Source organism: Methanocaldococcus sp. FS406-22 (assembly GCF_000025525.1).
In the GTDB taxonomy this organism is placed as follows: domain Archaea; phylum AGJL01; class Methanococci; order Methanococcales; family Methanocaldococcaceae; genus Methanocaldococcus.
The window spans coordinates 1,327,413-1,341,620 of the sequence record NC_013887.1 but is presented as its reverse complement, the minus strand read 5'-3'; the positions used below and the strand labels follow the sequence as shown (position 1 = coordinate 1,341,620).

Annotated in this window: 18 protein-coding genes; 8 read left to right on the top strand and 10 right to left on the bottom strand. The window is 31.2% G+C overall.

The features are described from left to right. The 5 genes from MFS40622_RS06800 to MFS40622_RS06785 all read left to right on the top strand — a co-directional run bounded on the left by MFS40622_RS06800 (position 1) and on the right by MFS40622_RS06785 (position 2,479). A complete protein-coding gene (locus MFS40622_RS06800; protein ID WP_083771418.1) occupies positions 1–861 on the top strand; it encodes a radical SAM protein in 861 nt (286 codons plus the stop codon). A gap of 364 nt (positions 862–1,225) precedes the next feature. Continuing rightward, complete coding sequence (locus tag MFS40622_RS06795; RefSeq protein WP_012980942.1) at positions 1,226–1,495, top strand: hypothetical protein; 270 nt, start codon at positions 1,226–1,228, stop codon at positions 1,493–1,495. Then, on the top strand, positions 1,470–1,658 hold the full coding sequence (locus MFS40622_RS09605; RefSeq protein ID WP_198003835.1) for a hypothetical protein: 189 nt from the start codon (positions 1,470–1,472) through the stop codon (positions 1,656–1,658). Before MFS40622_RS06795 ends, MFS40622_RS09605 begins: the two co-directional genes overlap by 26 nt. Beyond that, positions 1,585–1,818, top strand: coding sequence for a DUF6516 family protein (locus tag MFS40622_RS09810; protein ID WP_369750793.1), 234 nt, complete (start codon positions 1,585–1,587; stop codon positions 1,816–1,818). Before MFS40622_RS09605 ends, MFS40622_RS09810 begins: the two co-directional genes overlap by 74 nt. 46 nt (positions 1,819–1,864) lie before the next feature. Continuing rightward, positions 1,865–2,479 (top strand): DUF366 family protein, encoded by a 615-nt coding sequence (locus MFS40622_RS06785; protein WP_012980941.1) that lies wholly within the window; start codon positions 1,865–1,867, stop codon positions 2,477–2,479. Here MFS40622_RS06785 and MFS40622_RS06780 read toward each other — a convergent pair. Further along, positions 2,476–3,495 (bottom strand): Xaa-Pro peptidase family protein, encoded by a 1,020-nt coding sequence (locus MFS40622_RS06780; protein ID WP_012980940.1) that lies wholly within the window; start codon positions 3,493–3,495, stop codon positions 2,476–2,478. The genes MFS40622_RS06785 and MFS40622_RS06780 overlap by 4 nt on opposite strands. Positions 3,496–3,522: 27 nt before the next feature. On the opposite strand from MFS40622_RS06780, the gene MFS40622_RS06775 reads away from it, so the two are divergent. The 3 genes from MFS40622_RS06775 to MFS40622_RS06765 all read left to right on the top strand — a co-directional run bounded on the left by MFS40622_RS06775 (position 3,523) and on the right by MFS40622_RS06765 (position 5,737). Then, the gene (locus MFS40622_RS06775; protein WP_012980939.1) at positions 3,523–4,020 is read left to right on the top strand and encodes a chorismate pyruvate-lyase family protein; all 498 of its coding nucleotides are present in this window, start codon (positions 3,523–3,525) and stop codon (positions 4,018–4,020) included. Beyond that, positions 4,017–5,018 (top strand): AmmeMemoRadiSam system radical SAM enzyme, encoded by a 1,002-nt coding sequence (amrS, locus tag MFS40622_RS06770; RefSeq protein WP_012980938.1) that lies wholly within the window; start codon positions 4,017–4,019, stop codon positions 5,016–5,018. Before MFS40622_RS06775 ends, amrS begins: the two co-directional genes overlap by 4 nt. A 113-nt stretch (positions 5,019–5,131) precedes the next feature. Continuing rightward, on the top strand, positions 5,132–5,737 hold the full coding sequence (locus tag MFS40622_RS06765; protein WP_012980937.1) for a TIGR00296 family protein: 606 nt from the start codon (positions 5,132–5,134) through the stop codon (positions 5,735–5,737). Here MFS40622_RS06765 and MFS40622_RS06760 read toward each other — a convergent pair. The 9 genes from MFS40622_RS06760 to MFS40622_RS06720 all read right to left on the bottom strand — a co-directional run bounded on the left by MFS40622_RS06760 (position 5,734) and on the right by MFS40622_RS06720 (position 14,200). After that, a complete protein-coding gene (locus MFS40622_RS06760; protein WP_012980936.1) occupies positions 5,734–7,053 on the bottom strand; it encodes a VWA domain-containing protein in 1,320 nt (439 codons plus the stop codon). The genes MFS40622_RS06765 and MFS40622_RS06760 overlap by 4 nt on opposite strands. A gap of 3 nt (positions 7,054–7,056) precedes the next feature. After that, on the bottom strand, positions 7,057–8,178 hold the full coding sequence (locus tag MFS40622_RS06755; protein ID WP_012980935.1) for an AAA family ATPase: 1,122 nt from the start codon (positions 8,176–8,178) through the stop codon (positions 7,057–7,059). 8 nt (positions 8,179–8,186) lie between these two features. Continuing rightward, complete coding sequence (gene cobJ, locus MFS40622_RS06750) at positions 8,187–8,936, bottom strand: precorrin-3B C(17)-methyltransferase (RefSeq protein WP_012980934.1); 750 nt, start codon at positions 8,934–8,936, stop codon at positions 8,187–8,189. Positions 8,937–8,940: 4 nt separating this feature from the next. After that, the gene (locus MFS40622_RS06745) at positions 8,941–9,951 is read right to left on the bottom strand and encodes a deoxyhypusine synthase (RefSeq protein WP_012980933.1); all 1,011 of its coding nucleotides are present in this window, start codon (positions 9,949–9,951) and stop codon (positions 8,941–8,943) included. An 8-nt stretch (positions 9,952–9,959) separates the two neighbouring features. Continuing rightward, positions 9,960–10,835 (bottom strand): tyramine--L-glutamate ligase, encoded by an 876-nt coding sequence (gene mfnD / locus MFS40622_RS06740; protein ID WP_012980932.1) that lies wholly within the window; start codon positions 10,833–10,835, stop codon positions 9,960–9,962. A 145-nt stretch (positions 10,836–10,980) separates the two neighbouring features. Beyond that, a complete protein-coding gene (locus tag MFS40622_RS06735; RefSeq protein WP_012980931.1) occupies positions 10,981–11,874 on the bottom strand; it encodes a hypothetical protein in 894 nt (297 codons plus the stop codon). Then, positions 11,831–12,451, bottom strand: a complete 621-nt coding sequence (locus MFS40622_RS06730; RefSeq protein WP_012980930.1) for an archaetidylserine decarboxylase — start codon at positions 12,449–12,451, stop codon at positions 11,831–11,833. The genes MFS40622_RS06735 and MFS40622_RS06730 overlap by 44 nt, the downstream gene beginning before the upstream one ends. Before the next feature lie 57 nt (positions 12,452–12,508). Continuing rightward, positions 12,509–13,117 carry an OB-fold nucleic acid binding domain-containing protein gene (locus tag MFS40622_RS06725; protein WP_012980929.1) on the bottom strand — a complete coding sequence of 203 codons (609 nt, stop codon included), beginning with the start codon at positions 13,115–13,117 and terminating at the stop codon, positions 12,509–12,511. Positions 13,118–13,186: 69 nt separating this feature from the next. Continuing rightward, positions 13,187–14,200 (bottom strand): ATP-binding protein, encoded by a 1,014-nt coding sequence (locus tag MFS40622_RS06720; RefSeq protein WP_012980928.1) that lies wholly within the window; start codon positions 14,198–14,200, stop codon positions 13,187–13,189. Positions 14,201–14,208 lie beyond the last annotated feature (8 nt).

Sequence of the window (14,208 nt, the reverse complement as noted above, 5' to 3'; positions counted from 1 at the left end):
ATGATAATTTTAAGAAATGAGATTTGCGATAAATTAGAAAATATAGTTAAGAATTTAAAGTTTGTTAGGCATTGCATTGGTTGTGAGGGCATAAACTTAGATATAGAGAATCCTCATCATCATCCTTCAATAGAACTAACCCAAAAGTGCAATTTAAACTGCATATACTGTTATTCAAGGTTAAAAACTGTGGAGAGAGGGATTTATGGAAACTTAGAAGAGGCAGAAGCAGTTACTATATCTCAATACGGAGAGCCATTGTTGGATTTAGAAGGAGTTAAAAAAGCCATAGAGTTTTGTAAAGATTTGGGGCTTAGAGTTGATTTACAGACAAATGGAACTTTGTTAAATGAAGAGATAATTAAAGAGCTTAAAGATTTGGGCTTAGATTTAATAATGATTAGTTTGAGTGCTTTTAGTAGTGAGAGATATAAATTATTGACTGGAAAGGACTATTTTGATATAGTTTTAAACAATATAAAAACTGCCTCAAAGTATTTGCACACAATCGTTAGAGCAATTTATATTCCAGGATTTAATGACAATGAGCTTTTAAATTTGGCTAAGGAACTTAACGGCTATGCCGATGAGATTATGGTTCATCAACTTATTTCATACAAAGAGAACGAAGACCTATTAAAAAATGCTGGAATAGATTTGAGTAATTTAGGAAGAGTTAGAGATTTATTGCTAATAGTTAATGAAATGCAAAAAAATGCTCCTAAAATTAATGTTACTATTAAAGGATGCCTATTAGTGCAATTAAAAGAGATGGACGGCTTTATATTAAACAATATAACTTATGATGTATTTTCAGAAGTTCCGGATATTAAGAGAGATTATAAGCCCATACCATGGTGATTTAATAAATCCTAAATTTTATAATCTATGAAAATCTAACAGAACATAACAGAAAATCTTAAAATTCTAAGGTATTAGATGAGCATTTGAACTTACCGAGTGTGTCTAAAATACTCTACTAACCTCTTAGTATATATCTAACTATCATAATCTACTCTTGGTGATACCATGCCAAAAGTTGTTGAGGCAATTTATGGAAAACTCACAAACCTATAAATCTGCCTAAAAATAAAAATTCTTATCTATATTAAAGAAAGAACTTTGCTGAGTTAATAGATGAGATTGAATTTGGAGGATGTGGATAAGACACTTGGAGAGGTTAAAAATAGTGAAATTTCAAATTAAATCTATCTTTGGTGATATTATGGATGTTATTGTCTCAAAAGAAGATATTATAACCATTGAAAAGCTTAAAATCATCTCTGAATTAGCTCCAATTAGGGAAAGAATTAAAATGTTTGAGAGAAAATATAACTGCTCAATTGAAGAATTTAAGAAAAAGCTTGAAGAGTCAGAAGAAGATTTTGAGGCATGGGATGATTATATTGAGTGGCTAAGTTATGAGAAGAAGTTTAAAGAATTAGAGAGAAAATTAAAAGAGGTAGAAAATGCTGAAAGAGTTAAAATTGCTTAATAATAGCAGAGTCGTTAAAGATTACAAAATATTAGACTTTAAAGAAGGAAGTAACTTCTACTATCTAAAAATTGAAGCTACTCTAATTGATGATAGTAAATTATACATTAAAGAGCATGTTTCTGAAGAAGATTATATTTATTCTTTCCCACTGGCAAGATAAAAATGGAGATTTAATAATTAGATGGGATAATGCTCCACATTATAAGAATATAAAAACATTCCCTCATCACAAACATACTAAAAATGGTGTTGAGGAATCAGATGAAGTTTGCTTAGAAGATGTTTTAAAATATATTGAAAATTACTTAAAGAAATGTTAGTTTTAAATATTCTTATTAGTGGAGATTTTCTATTTTGGTGATAAAAATGAAAAAAGAAATAGATTTTGAAGTTTTTGATACTGAATACATGTCTATAATCTTTGTTAAAGATAGATTGGATTATACTGGGAAGGAGATAGAGCCATTATGGGCATTTAAAACCTTTGATGTGCAGAAAGATAGTATAGTTGTTTTTAGAGGAAAGATGGAAGTTACTGCAGAGAATATGAAGGACTTGAAAGATGTTAAGAGAGAAAGAAATATAAAAATCCCTATAAAATCAGAGGATGCAATAAATTTTGTTGTGGAGCATTTTGATGCCGTTGATTTAAAAACGATATATTTAAGGCAACGGCTATTAGTTTTTATAGCAAAGGAAGTCATTGAAAGCTACAATATAAAGCTAAAAAGAGATGGAGATGATTTATACTTTGAAGATAAAAAATTGTCTGTCTGTATAGCTTGTAAAGGGGTTGTATCAGCAAAAATCCACTTAGGGATAAATGTCAAATCAAAAGGGGTAGAGCACGTTAAAATCATTGGTTTGGAGGATTTAGGAATAAACAATATAGATGAAGTTATGAAAGAGATAGCTATTAGATATGCCAAAGAGATAGATAAGATTGAGAGAGATTTAAGAAAAACTCTCCCATTAATTTAATATTCTGGAATCTCTGCTCTACTTAATTTTTCAAATCCGTTCTTTTTAACTAAGTATAAATCCTCTATCCTTACACCAAATTTATTCTTTAAATATAATCCCGGTTCAATAGTTACAACCATGCCCTCTTTTAATACAATATTTTCATCATCCTTCAATTTTATAGACAATCTCGGCTCTTCATGAACCTCCAATCCAACACCATGTCCTAAAGAGTGGATAAATAAATCTTTATAATCTCCAAAGAACTCTCTAACTATGTTATCAATCTGCTTAGCTGAAATTCCTTCTTTTAAATGCTCTTCAGCAACTTTTTTTGCCTCATAAACTAAGTTATATATTTTTCTCATTTCCTCATCATCTTTTAATAAAAATGTTCTCGTTATGTCTGAGCAGTAGCCTTCATAAACTGCTCCAATGTCAATTAATAAAATATCCTCTATCTTATCTTTTGTAGGCAATGCATGAGGAAAAGAAGTTTTTTTACCAGAAACAACTATAGAATCAAATGCCGGCTTTATTGAGCCATGTTTTTTCATGATATACTCTATCTCTGCAACTAACTCATATTCATTTAGATTTTTAACATTATCTAAGTTATCTAAAACCCAGTTTATAGCTTTATCACTAATCTCTGCGGCTTTTTTGATGAGATTTATCTCTTCTTTGTCTTTAATCATTCTCATCTCTTTAATTTTGTCAGATATTATTTTATACTCCTTATCAATATATTTTAAATAACCAATTGGCAACTCCTTCTCAACTCCCTCACATCCTTTAAATATCTCTTTCCAATCTTTGAACTCCCTAATCTCTAAAAAGTCAAAAAGCTCTTCAGCATAGTCTTTGTCAAGCCTTCCAACATATAGATAAGGCTGTTCTTCAAAAACTAAGACAGAAAAGCTCATAAAATATTTTCCTAAAAAGTAATTTATATTCTCCTTCTTTAAAACCACTGCCTTTTTTATGCCCTCATCTTCCATATACTTTAAAAACCTCTCTATCCTATTGTTCATTAATATCACCAGATAAGGTTGATGTTCATGATAATCTATAGAGAGATAGCAAAGTTAAATAAAACATTTCCTCTGCTGAATGAGGAGAAAATACTCTTAGGGACTGATGGAAGTGTAACTAACATCTTAGAGATTTTATTTGAAGGAGAATGTAGAGTAGAGACAATCAATCAAAAAATTGTTGATAATACAAACTATAGGGAGGTTATTCTTAAAGTTAATGATTTGCCTTTAGTTTATGCAGTATCAAAAACACCATTTAAAAATATTGAAGAAGGACTTAGAGAAGAGATAAAGAGGGATTTACTCTCTGCTGATATTCCAATAGGTAAAATAATAAGGAAACACAACTTAGAAACACGAAGAGAGATTAAATCTATCGGCATTGCAGAGATTGATGATTATCTAAAAACCCTCTTAAAAACAAACCATAGCAGATTACCAAAAAGAACATATAACATAATATACAAAAATAAGATACTGATGGAAATAACTGAAATCTTTGCTATTAGGGGGAAATTATGAGAGAAGCTATGTTTTATGAAAAATTAGATGATAATAAGGTTAGATGCAACATCTGTCCAAGGCACTGCATTATAAAAGAGGGGGAGAGGGGCTTTTGTTGGAATAAAGAGAATATTAATGGAGTTTTATATGCTGTTGGTTATGGAAAAGTTTGCTCATTGGCAATAGACCCGATAGAAAAAAAGCCACTGTTCCACTTCTATCCAACAACTCAAGTGGTTTCTTTGGCAATTGGTGGATGTAACTTTAGATGTTTGCACTGCCAAAATTGGACAATCTCCCAATACCCACCAGATGAAATTCCTTACAGAGAGATGACGCCAGAGGAGATTGTTGAAGTGGCTATAAGATACAACTGCCCCGGAATATCTTACACTTACACTGAACCAACTGTATATTATGAATTCATGTATGATACGGCCGTTATAGCAAGAGAGAATGGATTATTTAATGTAATGATTACCAACGGCTACATTGAGAAAGAACCATTAAAAGCCCTTCCAATGGATGCAATGAACATAGATATTAAAGGAAACTCCCAGTTTTACAAAAAAGTGTGTAAAGCCACATTAGAACCTGTCTTAGAGACATGTAAATTAGCAAAGAAATTGGGAATCTGGGTGGAGATAACAAATCTAATTGTCCCTGGCTATAATGATAATATAGATGACTTACTGTTTATCATACACTTTGTAAGGGATGAGTTAGGGAAAGAGACCCCTCTACATTTTTCAAGGTTTCATCCAGACTATAAATTAACTGATGTTCCATCAACACCTATAGAGACATTGGAGATGGCAAGAAACTTAGCTATAGAAGAGGGGCTTAAGTATGTTTATATTGGAAATGTCCCCGGGCATGAGGGAGAAAACACTTACTGCCCAAACTGCGGAGCTTTGTTAATAGAAAGATATATATTCAATGCAAAGATAATTAATTTAGATGTTGAGACAAGAAGATGCAAGGTTTGTGGAGAGAAGATTGACATCATATTATAAAGAATCTAACGCGATGATGAGTGCCGACTTCACTGAACTGTGATGAAGCTCGGGACAACTGAGCGTTACTATTTTTTATAATAATTTTTTATAATATTTTATTTGGTGGAATTATGAGATTACTAACCTTAGAAGAGGGAACTTTTGCAGTAAAATATGCAAGGGCAGTTATAGAAAATTATTTGGCTGGTAAAAAATTAGTTATAGAGAGTTATCCAGAAATATTCAATGAGAAGAGAGGATGTTTCTGCACTCTCCATACATATCCAGATAGAGAGCTTAGAGGATGTATTGGGATTCCAGAGCCAATAATGCCCTTAATTGAGGCTTTAGAAGAGGCGGCAATAAGTGCTGCAACAAAAGACCCAAGATTTCCTCCAGTTACTTTAGAGGAAATGGATAGCATAGTGGTTGAAGTTAGCATCTTAACTCCTCCAGAGCTTATTAGAGTTAGAAATCCAAAGGAATATTTGGAGAAGATAAAGATTGGTAGAGACGGTTTAATTATTGAATATGGCTTTTACAGAGGGCTTTTATTGCCACAAGTGCCAGTAGAGTATGGCTGGGATGTTGAAGAGTATTTAGCCCACTTATGTTTAAAAGCCGGATTACCACCAGATATGTGGTTAGCTGAAGGGGTTAAGATTTATAGGTTTGAAGCTCAAATATTTGAAGAGGTTGAGCCAAGAGGAGAAGTCATTGAGAAAAAATTGCTTTAAGATACCGCCCTATATATCTTCTTTGCCTCTTCATCTGCCAAATCATAAACCTTTATTACCTCATCAGAAATCATTTTTAAAGTTTCAGTTGGGAAGGTCTCTACAAACACAGAGATTAGTTTAGTATTATATTCAATTTTAAACTTATCAAACTCTTTTAAAAACGCATCATTTACTTCTGCATAACCATCAGTTATAAGCAAGATGTCTGCATTTTTAAATGCCTCATGCTCCTTTATTATGCTCATAGCCCTATTCAATGGCATTATAAAGTTTGTTCCTCCACCAAAGTATAGGGAGGCGAGTTCAATTATCTCATCAAAGGTTATAGTTTTAGGATTTATCCTCTTCTCAAATCTAACACCATCATCAAAGGCAATGTAGTATATATCCCTACTCTCCCTCTTAGCAATCTCTATTATAGATAAAGCAACAGCCTTCCCCCAAATCTCCCTATCTCCATACATTGAACCACTGTGGTCTAATAAAATTATAATAGGGCCCTTTTGCTTCTCTAACTTATTCTGAATATCATAGATTAAAAGCTTTTTATCAACAAATCTTCTTAAAAAGTCGTAATATAAGAGCTCATCCGAAAGATTAACAATCTCTTTTGGTAATAGATGCTTTAAATCCCTACCAATTTTTGTTGAATATATCTCTCCAGAGTAGTGTTTAATCTTTGATTTATATTCACTTATAGCCAATAATCTCAACTTACCAAGTTTTTTAACAATCTCTCTAATCTTTTTATTCTGCAAGATTTTATCAGCTAACTTTATTCTTTCCTCTGGAGATAGTAGCTTTTTATCCCCCTCCCCTTTACCAAAGTTTTCAACAGCATTAAAGCCCTGTATAATTTCAGAAACCTCATCTGCTATATCTTTCATAGTATTTTTGGCTATCTCTTTTAATTTATCATCCAATCCTTCTCCTTTTCCTTCAGATGCAAACTTTTTTAACTCTTTATTTAGTTTTGCAAGTTTTAGATTTTCAAAGAACTTTTCGCAGAACATTACGGTTGCAGTTCCAGCATTCACTTCATCCAATTCAGTTAAAAGCTTACTCTTCTCATACTCAATATTTTTTATAGCTCCTTCTAATATGGCTTTATTTATCTTAAATCTCTCCTCAACATACTCATTAAATTCAACAACATACTTAAAGAATGCGTAGAAAGTATCTTCAGCTAATTTTTCATGGATTGGGTGAAATTGAGAGTAATAGCTAAGAAGTTTTTGCAAATATTTGCTGTTCTTTAAAAATCTCTCATAGGCCTTTTTGTCATAGGCATCATGTTTTATAACGTTTTTCATAAATTATCCCTTCAACAATTCTTCAACATACTTTTTAAAGCCCTCTACCTCTTTTAAAACATCTTCAACAAGTTCATAAGGTTTATTAGCCTCAATTGCTTTATTTTTAACATCTTTTAAAGTTATAGACATGCTATTTAGCTTTCCTAAAATCTCAAGACATTTTCTATACTCTATTCCTCCCAATTTAATCCTATCTTTATTAATCTTCTTTATCTCATTCATTAAGCTGTCTAAGATTTCTCTCTGCTCTAAAGCAAAGCCAGCAAAGTGATTAGAAATCTTAAAAATCTCTACTGAAACCTTAAAGAACTCATCTGGCTCATTCCAGTAAATATGCCTTAAGATGTCTAAATCATTCTCATCAGCTTTTTCTTTGCCATTTAAGTATGCAAAGCACTTAACTGCCTTAACTGACTTTTTAAACCTTCTATCAGATATTCTTATTCCCTCACTCTCCAAAGATAGCTTTATCTTAATCAAATCCTCTTTTATGTTTGATATATCAACTTTTAAAGCTTCTTTCTGCATTTCTTTAACATCTTCAACATCAATAATTGTTTTTGGCTTATATTCCTCATCTAAGTCAATTAGTTTTGAGAGATTTTCATAACTTCTTATTCCTCTAACAACTTTTCTAAATAGAAACCTATCATAGAATGCTAATAATTCATTTTCTTCTGGTAGTTCGTTTGAGGCTCCGAAGAGGCTTATTAAAGGCACTTTTTCAATCCTATCCCCATTATGATAAATCCTTTCATTGATTATTGATAATAAGGCATTTAATATTGAACTATTTGCCTTAAAAACCTCATCTAAGAAGGCAATTTCAGCTGTTGGCAAGTATCCAGAGGTTTTCCTAACAAACCTATCATTATCCTTTAACTCTTTAATGCTTAAAGGGCCGAATAACTCATCCTCTGTAGTAAATCTTGTAATAAGCTTTTCGAAGTAATTAGCGTTTATATGGGATGCTATAGCCCTAATTAATTGTGATTTGGCAACTCCCGGATTGCCCAAAAATACAGTATGCTCATTAGCTAAGATTGATGTTAAAGCAATATCAATCTCCTCCCTCCTCTCTAAGAAATAAGCATTCAACTCTTCTCTGATTTTTTCAAGCATATTTTCACCTAAATTTTATATTTGTCCAAATAACCTCTTGGTGTAATCATCTTGCCATTGATAATTTTTGTTGAAGAATTGCCAACAATTAGTATTGTATTCATGTCTATAAACTCCAAATAGTTTTCTAAGTTTTTATAAAGCTCTTTGAAGTTTGTAATTAAAACTTCCTCATTATCTCTACCAGCATTTTTAACTATTCCAACCACATAATTCCTATCTTTTGCAAATTCAGATAAAATATCCATTGCCTTTAAAAATGGCTCTATCCTCTTTCTACTTAGTGGGTTGTATATGCAGATAACAAAGTCTCCTTCCAATGCACATCTAAATCTCTTTAATATTGTCTCTAATGGTGTTAATAAATCACTAAAGCTTATAACAACAAAGTCATGGTTTAATGGACTGCCTAAGATTGCTGAAGCTAATGAACATGCAGTTATCCCCGGAATAACCTTTATATCTACATTATATCCTTTAACTGCATTTATTTCATAGGCTAAAGAGGCTAAACCATAGATTGTTGCATCACCACTTGAAACTAAGGCTACATCTTTATTTTTAGCCTCTTTTAAAGCATATTCTACTCTATCAATCTCCTTTGTCATTCTAGTTGTGTATATTGGCTTATTAAACCTCTCAACAAACTTTTTGTAGTTTTTATAGCACACAATCAAATCTACTTTATTTAAAATCTCTTCAGCCTCTTTTGTGAAATGTTTCTCATTACCGCTACCAATACCTACAACATAAAGCATACTATCACTTCATCACGCAATAAACCAATAATGGGAATATTATTGTTGCATCTCCCCAAATTTCAACATAATCTGCCTCAGCCCCAATTTTTCCCCATGATATACCTTCCTCTGGTGGAGCTCCACTTAGAGAGCCATCCCAAGGTAGGGCTGTGGTTATATATATTGCATAGTCAGTCCCTTCTCTAAATAGATTGGCATTTATAATGCTATGCTTTGGTAAAGAGCCACCTAAAACAATGCATGCAGTTTCTTTAGAGTTTATAGCTATATCATTCAGCTTTACAATGTCGTTGGCAATATCTATCTTTAGTTCTTCATCTTTATTATACTTTTTAAAGAAATACAGCATGTCTCCAATCGAACCATCAGTTATTGCCGGGCAGAATATTGGGATATTGTTTTTATATGCCCAGTATAGGATTGATTTCTCCCTCTCTTTACCCAATTTTTTATCCATAAATTCCCCTAATTTATAGCAGAATTCACTTGCAGTAATAATCTTTCCAGTCTCTCTCTGTAAATTTAAAATCTCTTCAAAAAACTCCATCATATACTCTTCAAAGGCAATGTATCTATCGTTTGGAACAAAGATGTTTCCAATTCTGTTTATCCCTTTCTCTCTCAATATTTTTCCATCTACCTTCCAATCTCCTAATATAAATGGCTTTAGGCATTTTATAAAGTCCTCTTCAACTCCTCCAGCTGTTGTAACAATAACATCAACCTTTTTATGCTTTACAAGATAGGCAATAATCTCCCTCAATCCAGATGATACAATATTTGATGTGTATCCAAAGAATACTGTTATTTCATCTCCTTTTTTTCTCTTCTCTTCAATATGTTTCCAGATTTTTATTGCCTTACCAATGTGTGATGCTTGGAATCCAATTTTTAGGTAGTAGTTTTTAACTATCTCCTCTAAGCTTATATCCTCCTCTAACCAAGGGCCTTCAATTGCTATGCCTTCAATATCCTCACTTTCTTTAAGCACAATGTCCTTTGGGTCTTTCATATAATCACCTATTTGTCTATTGTAAATCTCTCACCATTTACTTTAAATTTCAGCTCTTCATTGTTTGCATTCTTTATTAATAGCTCTGCTAAGCTTGGGCTTGTTTTTAAGCCATAGATTGTTGTTGTAATCCTTGGATTTATCTCTATGATGTATATATCCTCATTAACTATAACATCAACACCTACATATCCATTCAGTCCATTTATACATTTAATTGCTTTAATTACCTCATTAAATATTTTATCTTTTAGATTATGCTCAATAGCTACCTCACCACCAACAAAACCTCTCTCATCAATATACTGCCTATTTAAAGATATTGGATAGATTTCTTTACCAACAATCAGAGAGACAGATAAGTTTTCCCCCTCAACAAACTCTTGGATTAAAAAATTCTCATCAACTAAGTTAAATTTTCCTCCACAGCTGTCTATCTTTTTTATAACATATCTCTTTGGTGGAAAGGTTTTTGGTGTCTTTACAGCATCTTTTATTGATAAGTAGGTTAGATATTTATTTCCAGCTATTTTTATTGCTTCAGAAGAACAACCAAGGTTTTTTACTGGATAGCTTTCAATGATTTTTGTTAGATTGTATAAAATTCCCTCATCCTCTGGAGCTATAACTAATGCATAATCAATTTTTTCAGATTTTAAGATGTTGTTTAATGTTTTTTCAATTTCATTTTCATTATTAATCTCAACTATCTTAAGGTTTTTAAAATCTTTATAGTCATCAGCAAAATCTCTATAAATTAAAGATACAACCTCATCAATCTCTAAGAATTGCTTTAATAATGTGTCAAACATCATCTTTCCTTCTTTTAAAATGGCTTTATCCTCAAAACCAGAGGCAAGGGCATATTCGAAGAATAATATCACCTTATCACCGTAGAATCTTTTAATTTACACCTCCGAGCGTAAGCGAGGATGTGTTAGTTTTGATGAAACAGAAAGCTCTGCTTTCCAGCTACAAAACTCGAAGAGTTTTGTTCAACTTTCTTAAAGGTTCATTTGAAGAAGAGAATCACTTTATCACCGTTAATATCTCTTCAGATGCATCTGTTGGTTCTTTAAATCCTTTATAAACCTCTTTAACAATCTTTTTTATAAGTTTTTCTTTGTTTTTATCAATTTTGCAACTTTGAATGCATAGGGGGCAGTAATTTAAATAATATTCGTCCTTTTTAATTTTTATTGGGAAGAATTCAAAAAAGTTTATAATTATTCCATTGTCATATTTAAAAACTGCATTATCCAAACAGCTTGTAAATACACAGCCTTTCAAATCTTCTATAATCTTATTTTTTAAAAATCCGCATGGAAATGAATTTATAAGGATTTTTATATCATCCTTTGTAAGGTTTAATTTTAAAAACTCATGCTCTATATCTTTTTTATTTAAAAAGCTGATAATCTTCTTTTTGGTTTTATCCGGAACTAATGCTGGGAAGTCATAAGTTATTGCTTTAACGTTAAAAATATTTGAGAGAATATCTAAGACATATAAATCGTATTGGCAATGAATTAGGCAGATAACATCCTTTTTCTCTTTGGGAATCTTTTTATATAAAAAATAGTTGCAGATGTCTTGGATAACTTCATCATCAAATAGAGATTTAATTATCTCCACTCTTTTTTCAAATAAAACTTTGTCAGTGTAGTCTTCAACCCTTATAACTTCAAATCTATCTTTCATCTCCTCCCTTAGTCTCCCAACAACCCAGCCTCCCGGCCCTATAATAGAGGATTTGTCAGTTCTGTTTTTTGTGTATATAGTTAAGGTTTTATCATCCATTTCAACATCTACAATATCAAACTCTGCTTTATCTAATCCTAAACTCTCCCTAATTCTCAAAACCCTCTCTTTAATCTCATCAATTAGCTGTTCTTTTAACTGCAATGATTGTTTGTCCAGCATAAACCCTCTCTCCTACTTTAACTGTTATATTGTAGTTAGCTGGAATTATTACAGCTGTTTGGGAACCAAGCTTTATCTTTCCTATTCTCTGCCCCATCTCAACATAATCTCCTTCTTTTATACTCAAACAGCATCTCCTTGCAATAAATCCAGCTATTTGAACAACTCCAATATAATCGGAATCATTTTTTATTATAACTATATTTCTTTCATTTATTTTCTCTACGCCCTCTAAGAATGCTGGATAAAAGCTACCATCAATATGCTTTATATACACAACCTCTCCACTTATTGGGGCTCGATTGACATGCACATCCAACGGAGACATAAATATTCCTATAATATAGCATCCATTTGGGAAATATCTTGAAACATTTATAACATAGCAATTCCCATCTTTAAAAACCTCTGGGTTTCCATTTTCATAGAATTTTATATATTTAACAGTTCCATCAGCTGGAGACAAAATTATATTATTTCCACTTGTTATTTGCCTATCCGGGTCTCTATAGAAATAAACAGTAAATAATAGTAAAGAACAAACAGCAACGGCAAAGAATTTCTTATATTTACCCATAATTAATCACCGTATTTCTTAGCTTAATTAGATTTTGGGACATTAATTAATAATTAACTACCCATGTTCTTCACACCACTTACATTTTTCATAGCCAAGTGCCTTTGCATCTTCTTCAGAATAAAAATATATTATATTTTCTTCTTTTAATCTTTTTCCATAGGGGCAGTTTTTTGATGTGTGGTATTTTTTACCATACTTTGAGGCATAGATATTTGTTGGTGTAGGGGATAGATAAATGTCTCTCCCAAAGTTTCTCTTTTCTATTAGCTTAAAATCTCCAATATCATTTAAAATTATTTGATATCTCCCTTGATAAACTGAGATTCTTCCTTTAACTTCAACATAATCCCCTTCTTTAATCATTGGATAATAGCTTAATATATAATTTAAAAGATCTTCCCTTGGCTTACCAAAGGCAACAATATCCAAATTTCCAGTACCATCATTTATAACTATCCTTGAAATATTAATAACATGTCTATATTTGTCCCTTTTAACATACATCTCTTGGATATATCCTTTTATAATAACATAATCTCCTTCTTTTATCTCAGCTATGTGTTTTTCTTTTGGTTGAATTGGATTTAAAAATAGCCAAACAGTGGAGATGATTATAAAACAAGTTAGAGCAAATAATGTAATGTTTTTCTCAGTTAGTTTCATTCTACCCCTTAAGAATCTTTTTTAAATAGATAATGTTATTAAAAATTAAAACTTCATTTTAATCTTAATTTATTTCAGAACCTCTCTTATAGCATACCACTTCTTTATAGATGTTGGCTTAATTATTCCATTTATCACATCATAAAACAAAATTTCATTCTCAATTAAGAACTTTATATACTTCATTTCTTCTTTTTTAACTTCTTTATCATAAGAGATTTTTATTTTATCCTTAAATTTGGATAGAACTTTATAAATTTCCTCTTCATCTAAATCGGTTGTATCAATTAAATATTTTATCTTATCCTTCTCGATATTTATCCATTGTCTTATTGTTTCTTCAACAGATAAACCTAATTTTTTATTATTTATTAATTGGGAGATTTCATAAGGTAAGGATAGATAATTTAAGGCATAATTAATCTCTTCCTCATTAAAACCCTCCTCTTTTAAAATCCCCTTTATGGCTCCTTTTCTTAACCAATCAATTAGATAATATTCGGAAGTATTTTCTAAAGTAGAGTTTTGATATATCTCTTCAATAAATAAGGTATCAGAAGTTAGATAAATAACATGGCATAGATGTCTTACTTTAGTCAAATGCACAAAGAGATTAAATAACTCATTTAATAGGGACTTACCTCCGTTAAAATAAATATGCTTTAACTTCTGCAATTCGTCTATAATTAAAATTGGTTTTTTATTATCTTCTATAACTGCTTTAATACTCTCTTTCATCTTGCCAAATACATCATTTAATTTTATACTGTTAAAATCAAACTTCTCCTCAACTCCAAACTTAAATATCTTTAAGTTAATTTCAAATTTATTTAGTAGATACTTTTTATCTCCTTTCTCAAAAAATATTTCTAAGAACTCCTCTTTTGTTGGTGTAGCATACTCCCTCAAATCATAATAGAAAAATACTAAATCATCCCTCTTAGATAACTCCTCAATAACTCTTAACATAACTGTAGTTTTTCCAGATGATTTTGGGCCGTAAACGAATAAAATAGAGTTTGGTTCTAATTGGACATAGGTTTTTAGATAGTTAAGTTCTTTTTCTCTATCAAAAAATCTCATTCTATCAC

Excerpts from the sequence above, each read along its gene's own strand:
- MFS40622_RS09810 (WP_369750793.1), top strand. The coding sequence starts at position 1,585 with ATGATAGTAAATTATACATTAAAGAGCATGTTTCTGAAGAAGATTATA.
- MFS40622_RS06725 (WP_012980929.1), bottom strand. The coding sequence starts at position 13,117 with ATGAAACTAACTGAGAAAAACATTACATTATTTGCTCTAACTTGTTTT.
- MFS40622_RS06745 (WP_012980933.1), bottom strand. The coding sequence starts at position 9,951 with ATGAAAGACCCAAAGGACATTGTGCTTAAAGAAAGTGAGGATATTGAA.
- MFS40622_RS06730 (WP_012980930.1), bottom strand. The coding sequence starts at position 12,451 with ATGGGTAAATATAAGAAATTCTTTGCCGTTGCTGTTTGTTCTTTACTA.
- cobJ (WP_012980934.1), bottom strand. The coding sequence starts at position 8,936 with ATGCTTTATGTTGTAGGTATTGGTAGCGGTAATGAGAAACATTTCACA.
- MFS40622_RS06755 (WP_012980935.1), bottom strand. The coding sequence starts at position 8,178 with ATGCTTGAAAAAATCAGAGAAGAGTTGAATGCTTATTTCTTAGAGAGG.
- MFS40622_RS06780 (WP_012980940.1), bottom strand. The coding sequence starts at position 3,495 with ATGAACAATAGGATAGAGAGGTTTTTAAAGTATATGGAAGATGAGGGC.
- MFS40622_RS06735 (WP_012980931.1), bottom strand. The coding sequence starts at position 11,874 with ATGCTGGACAAACAATCATTGCAGTTAAAAGAACAGCTAATTGATGAG.
- MFS40622_RS06785 (WP_012980941.1), top strand. The coding sequence starts at position 1,865 with ATGAAAAAAGAAATAGATTTTGAAGTTTTTGATACTGAATACATGTCT.
- MFS40622_RS06720 (WP_012980928.1), bottom strand. The coding sequence starts at position 14,200 with ATGAGATTTTTTGATAGAGAAAAAGAACTTAACTATCTAAAAACCTAT.
- amrS (WP_012980938.1), top strand. The coding sequence starts at position 4,017 with ATGAGAGAAGCTATGTTTTATGAAAAATTAGATGATAATAAGGTTAGA.
- MFS40622_RS06760 (WP_012980936.1), bottom strand. The coding sequence starts at position 7,053 with ATGAAAAACGTTATAAAACATGATGCCTATGACAAAAAGGCCTATGAG.
- MFS40622_RS06800 (WP_083771418.1), top strand. The coding sequence starts at position 1 with ATGATAATTTTAAGAAATGAGATTTGCGATAAATTAGAAAATATAGTT.
- MFS40622_RS06795 (WP_012980942.1), top strand. The coding sequence starts at position 1,226 with ATGGATGTTATTGTCTCAAAAGAAGATATTATAACCATTGAAAAGCTT.
- MFS40622_RS09605 (WP_198003835.1), top strand. The coding sequence starts at position 1,470 with ATGCTGAAAGAGTTAAAATTGCTTAATAATAGCAGAGTCGTTAAAGAT.
- MFS40622_RS06775 (WP_012980939.1), top strand. The coding sequence starts at position 3,523 with ATGATAATCTATAGAGAGATAGCAAAGTTAAATAAAACATTTCCTCTG.
- MFS40622_RS06765 (WP_012980937.1), top strand. The coding sequence starts at position 5,132 with ATGAGATTACTAACCTTAGAAGAGGGAACTTTTGCAGTAAAATATGCA.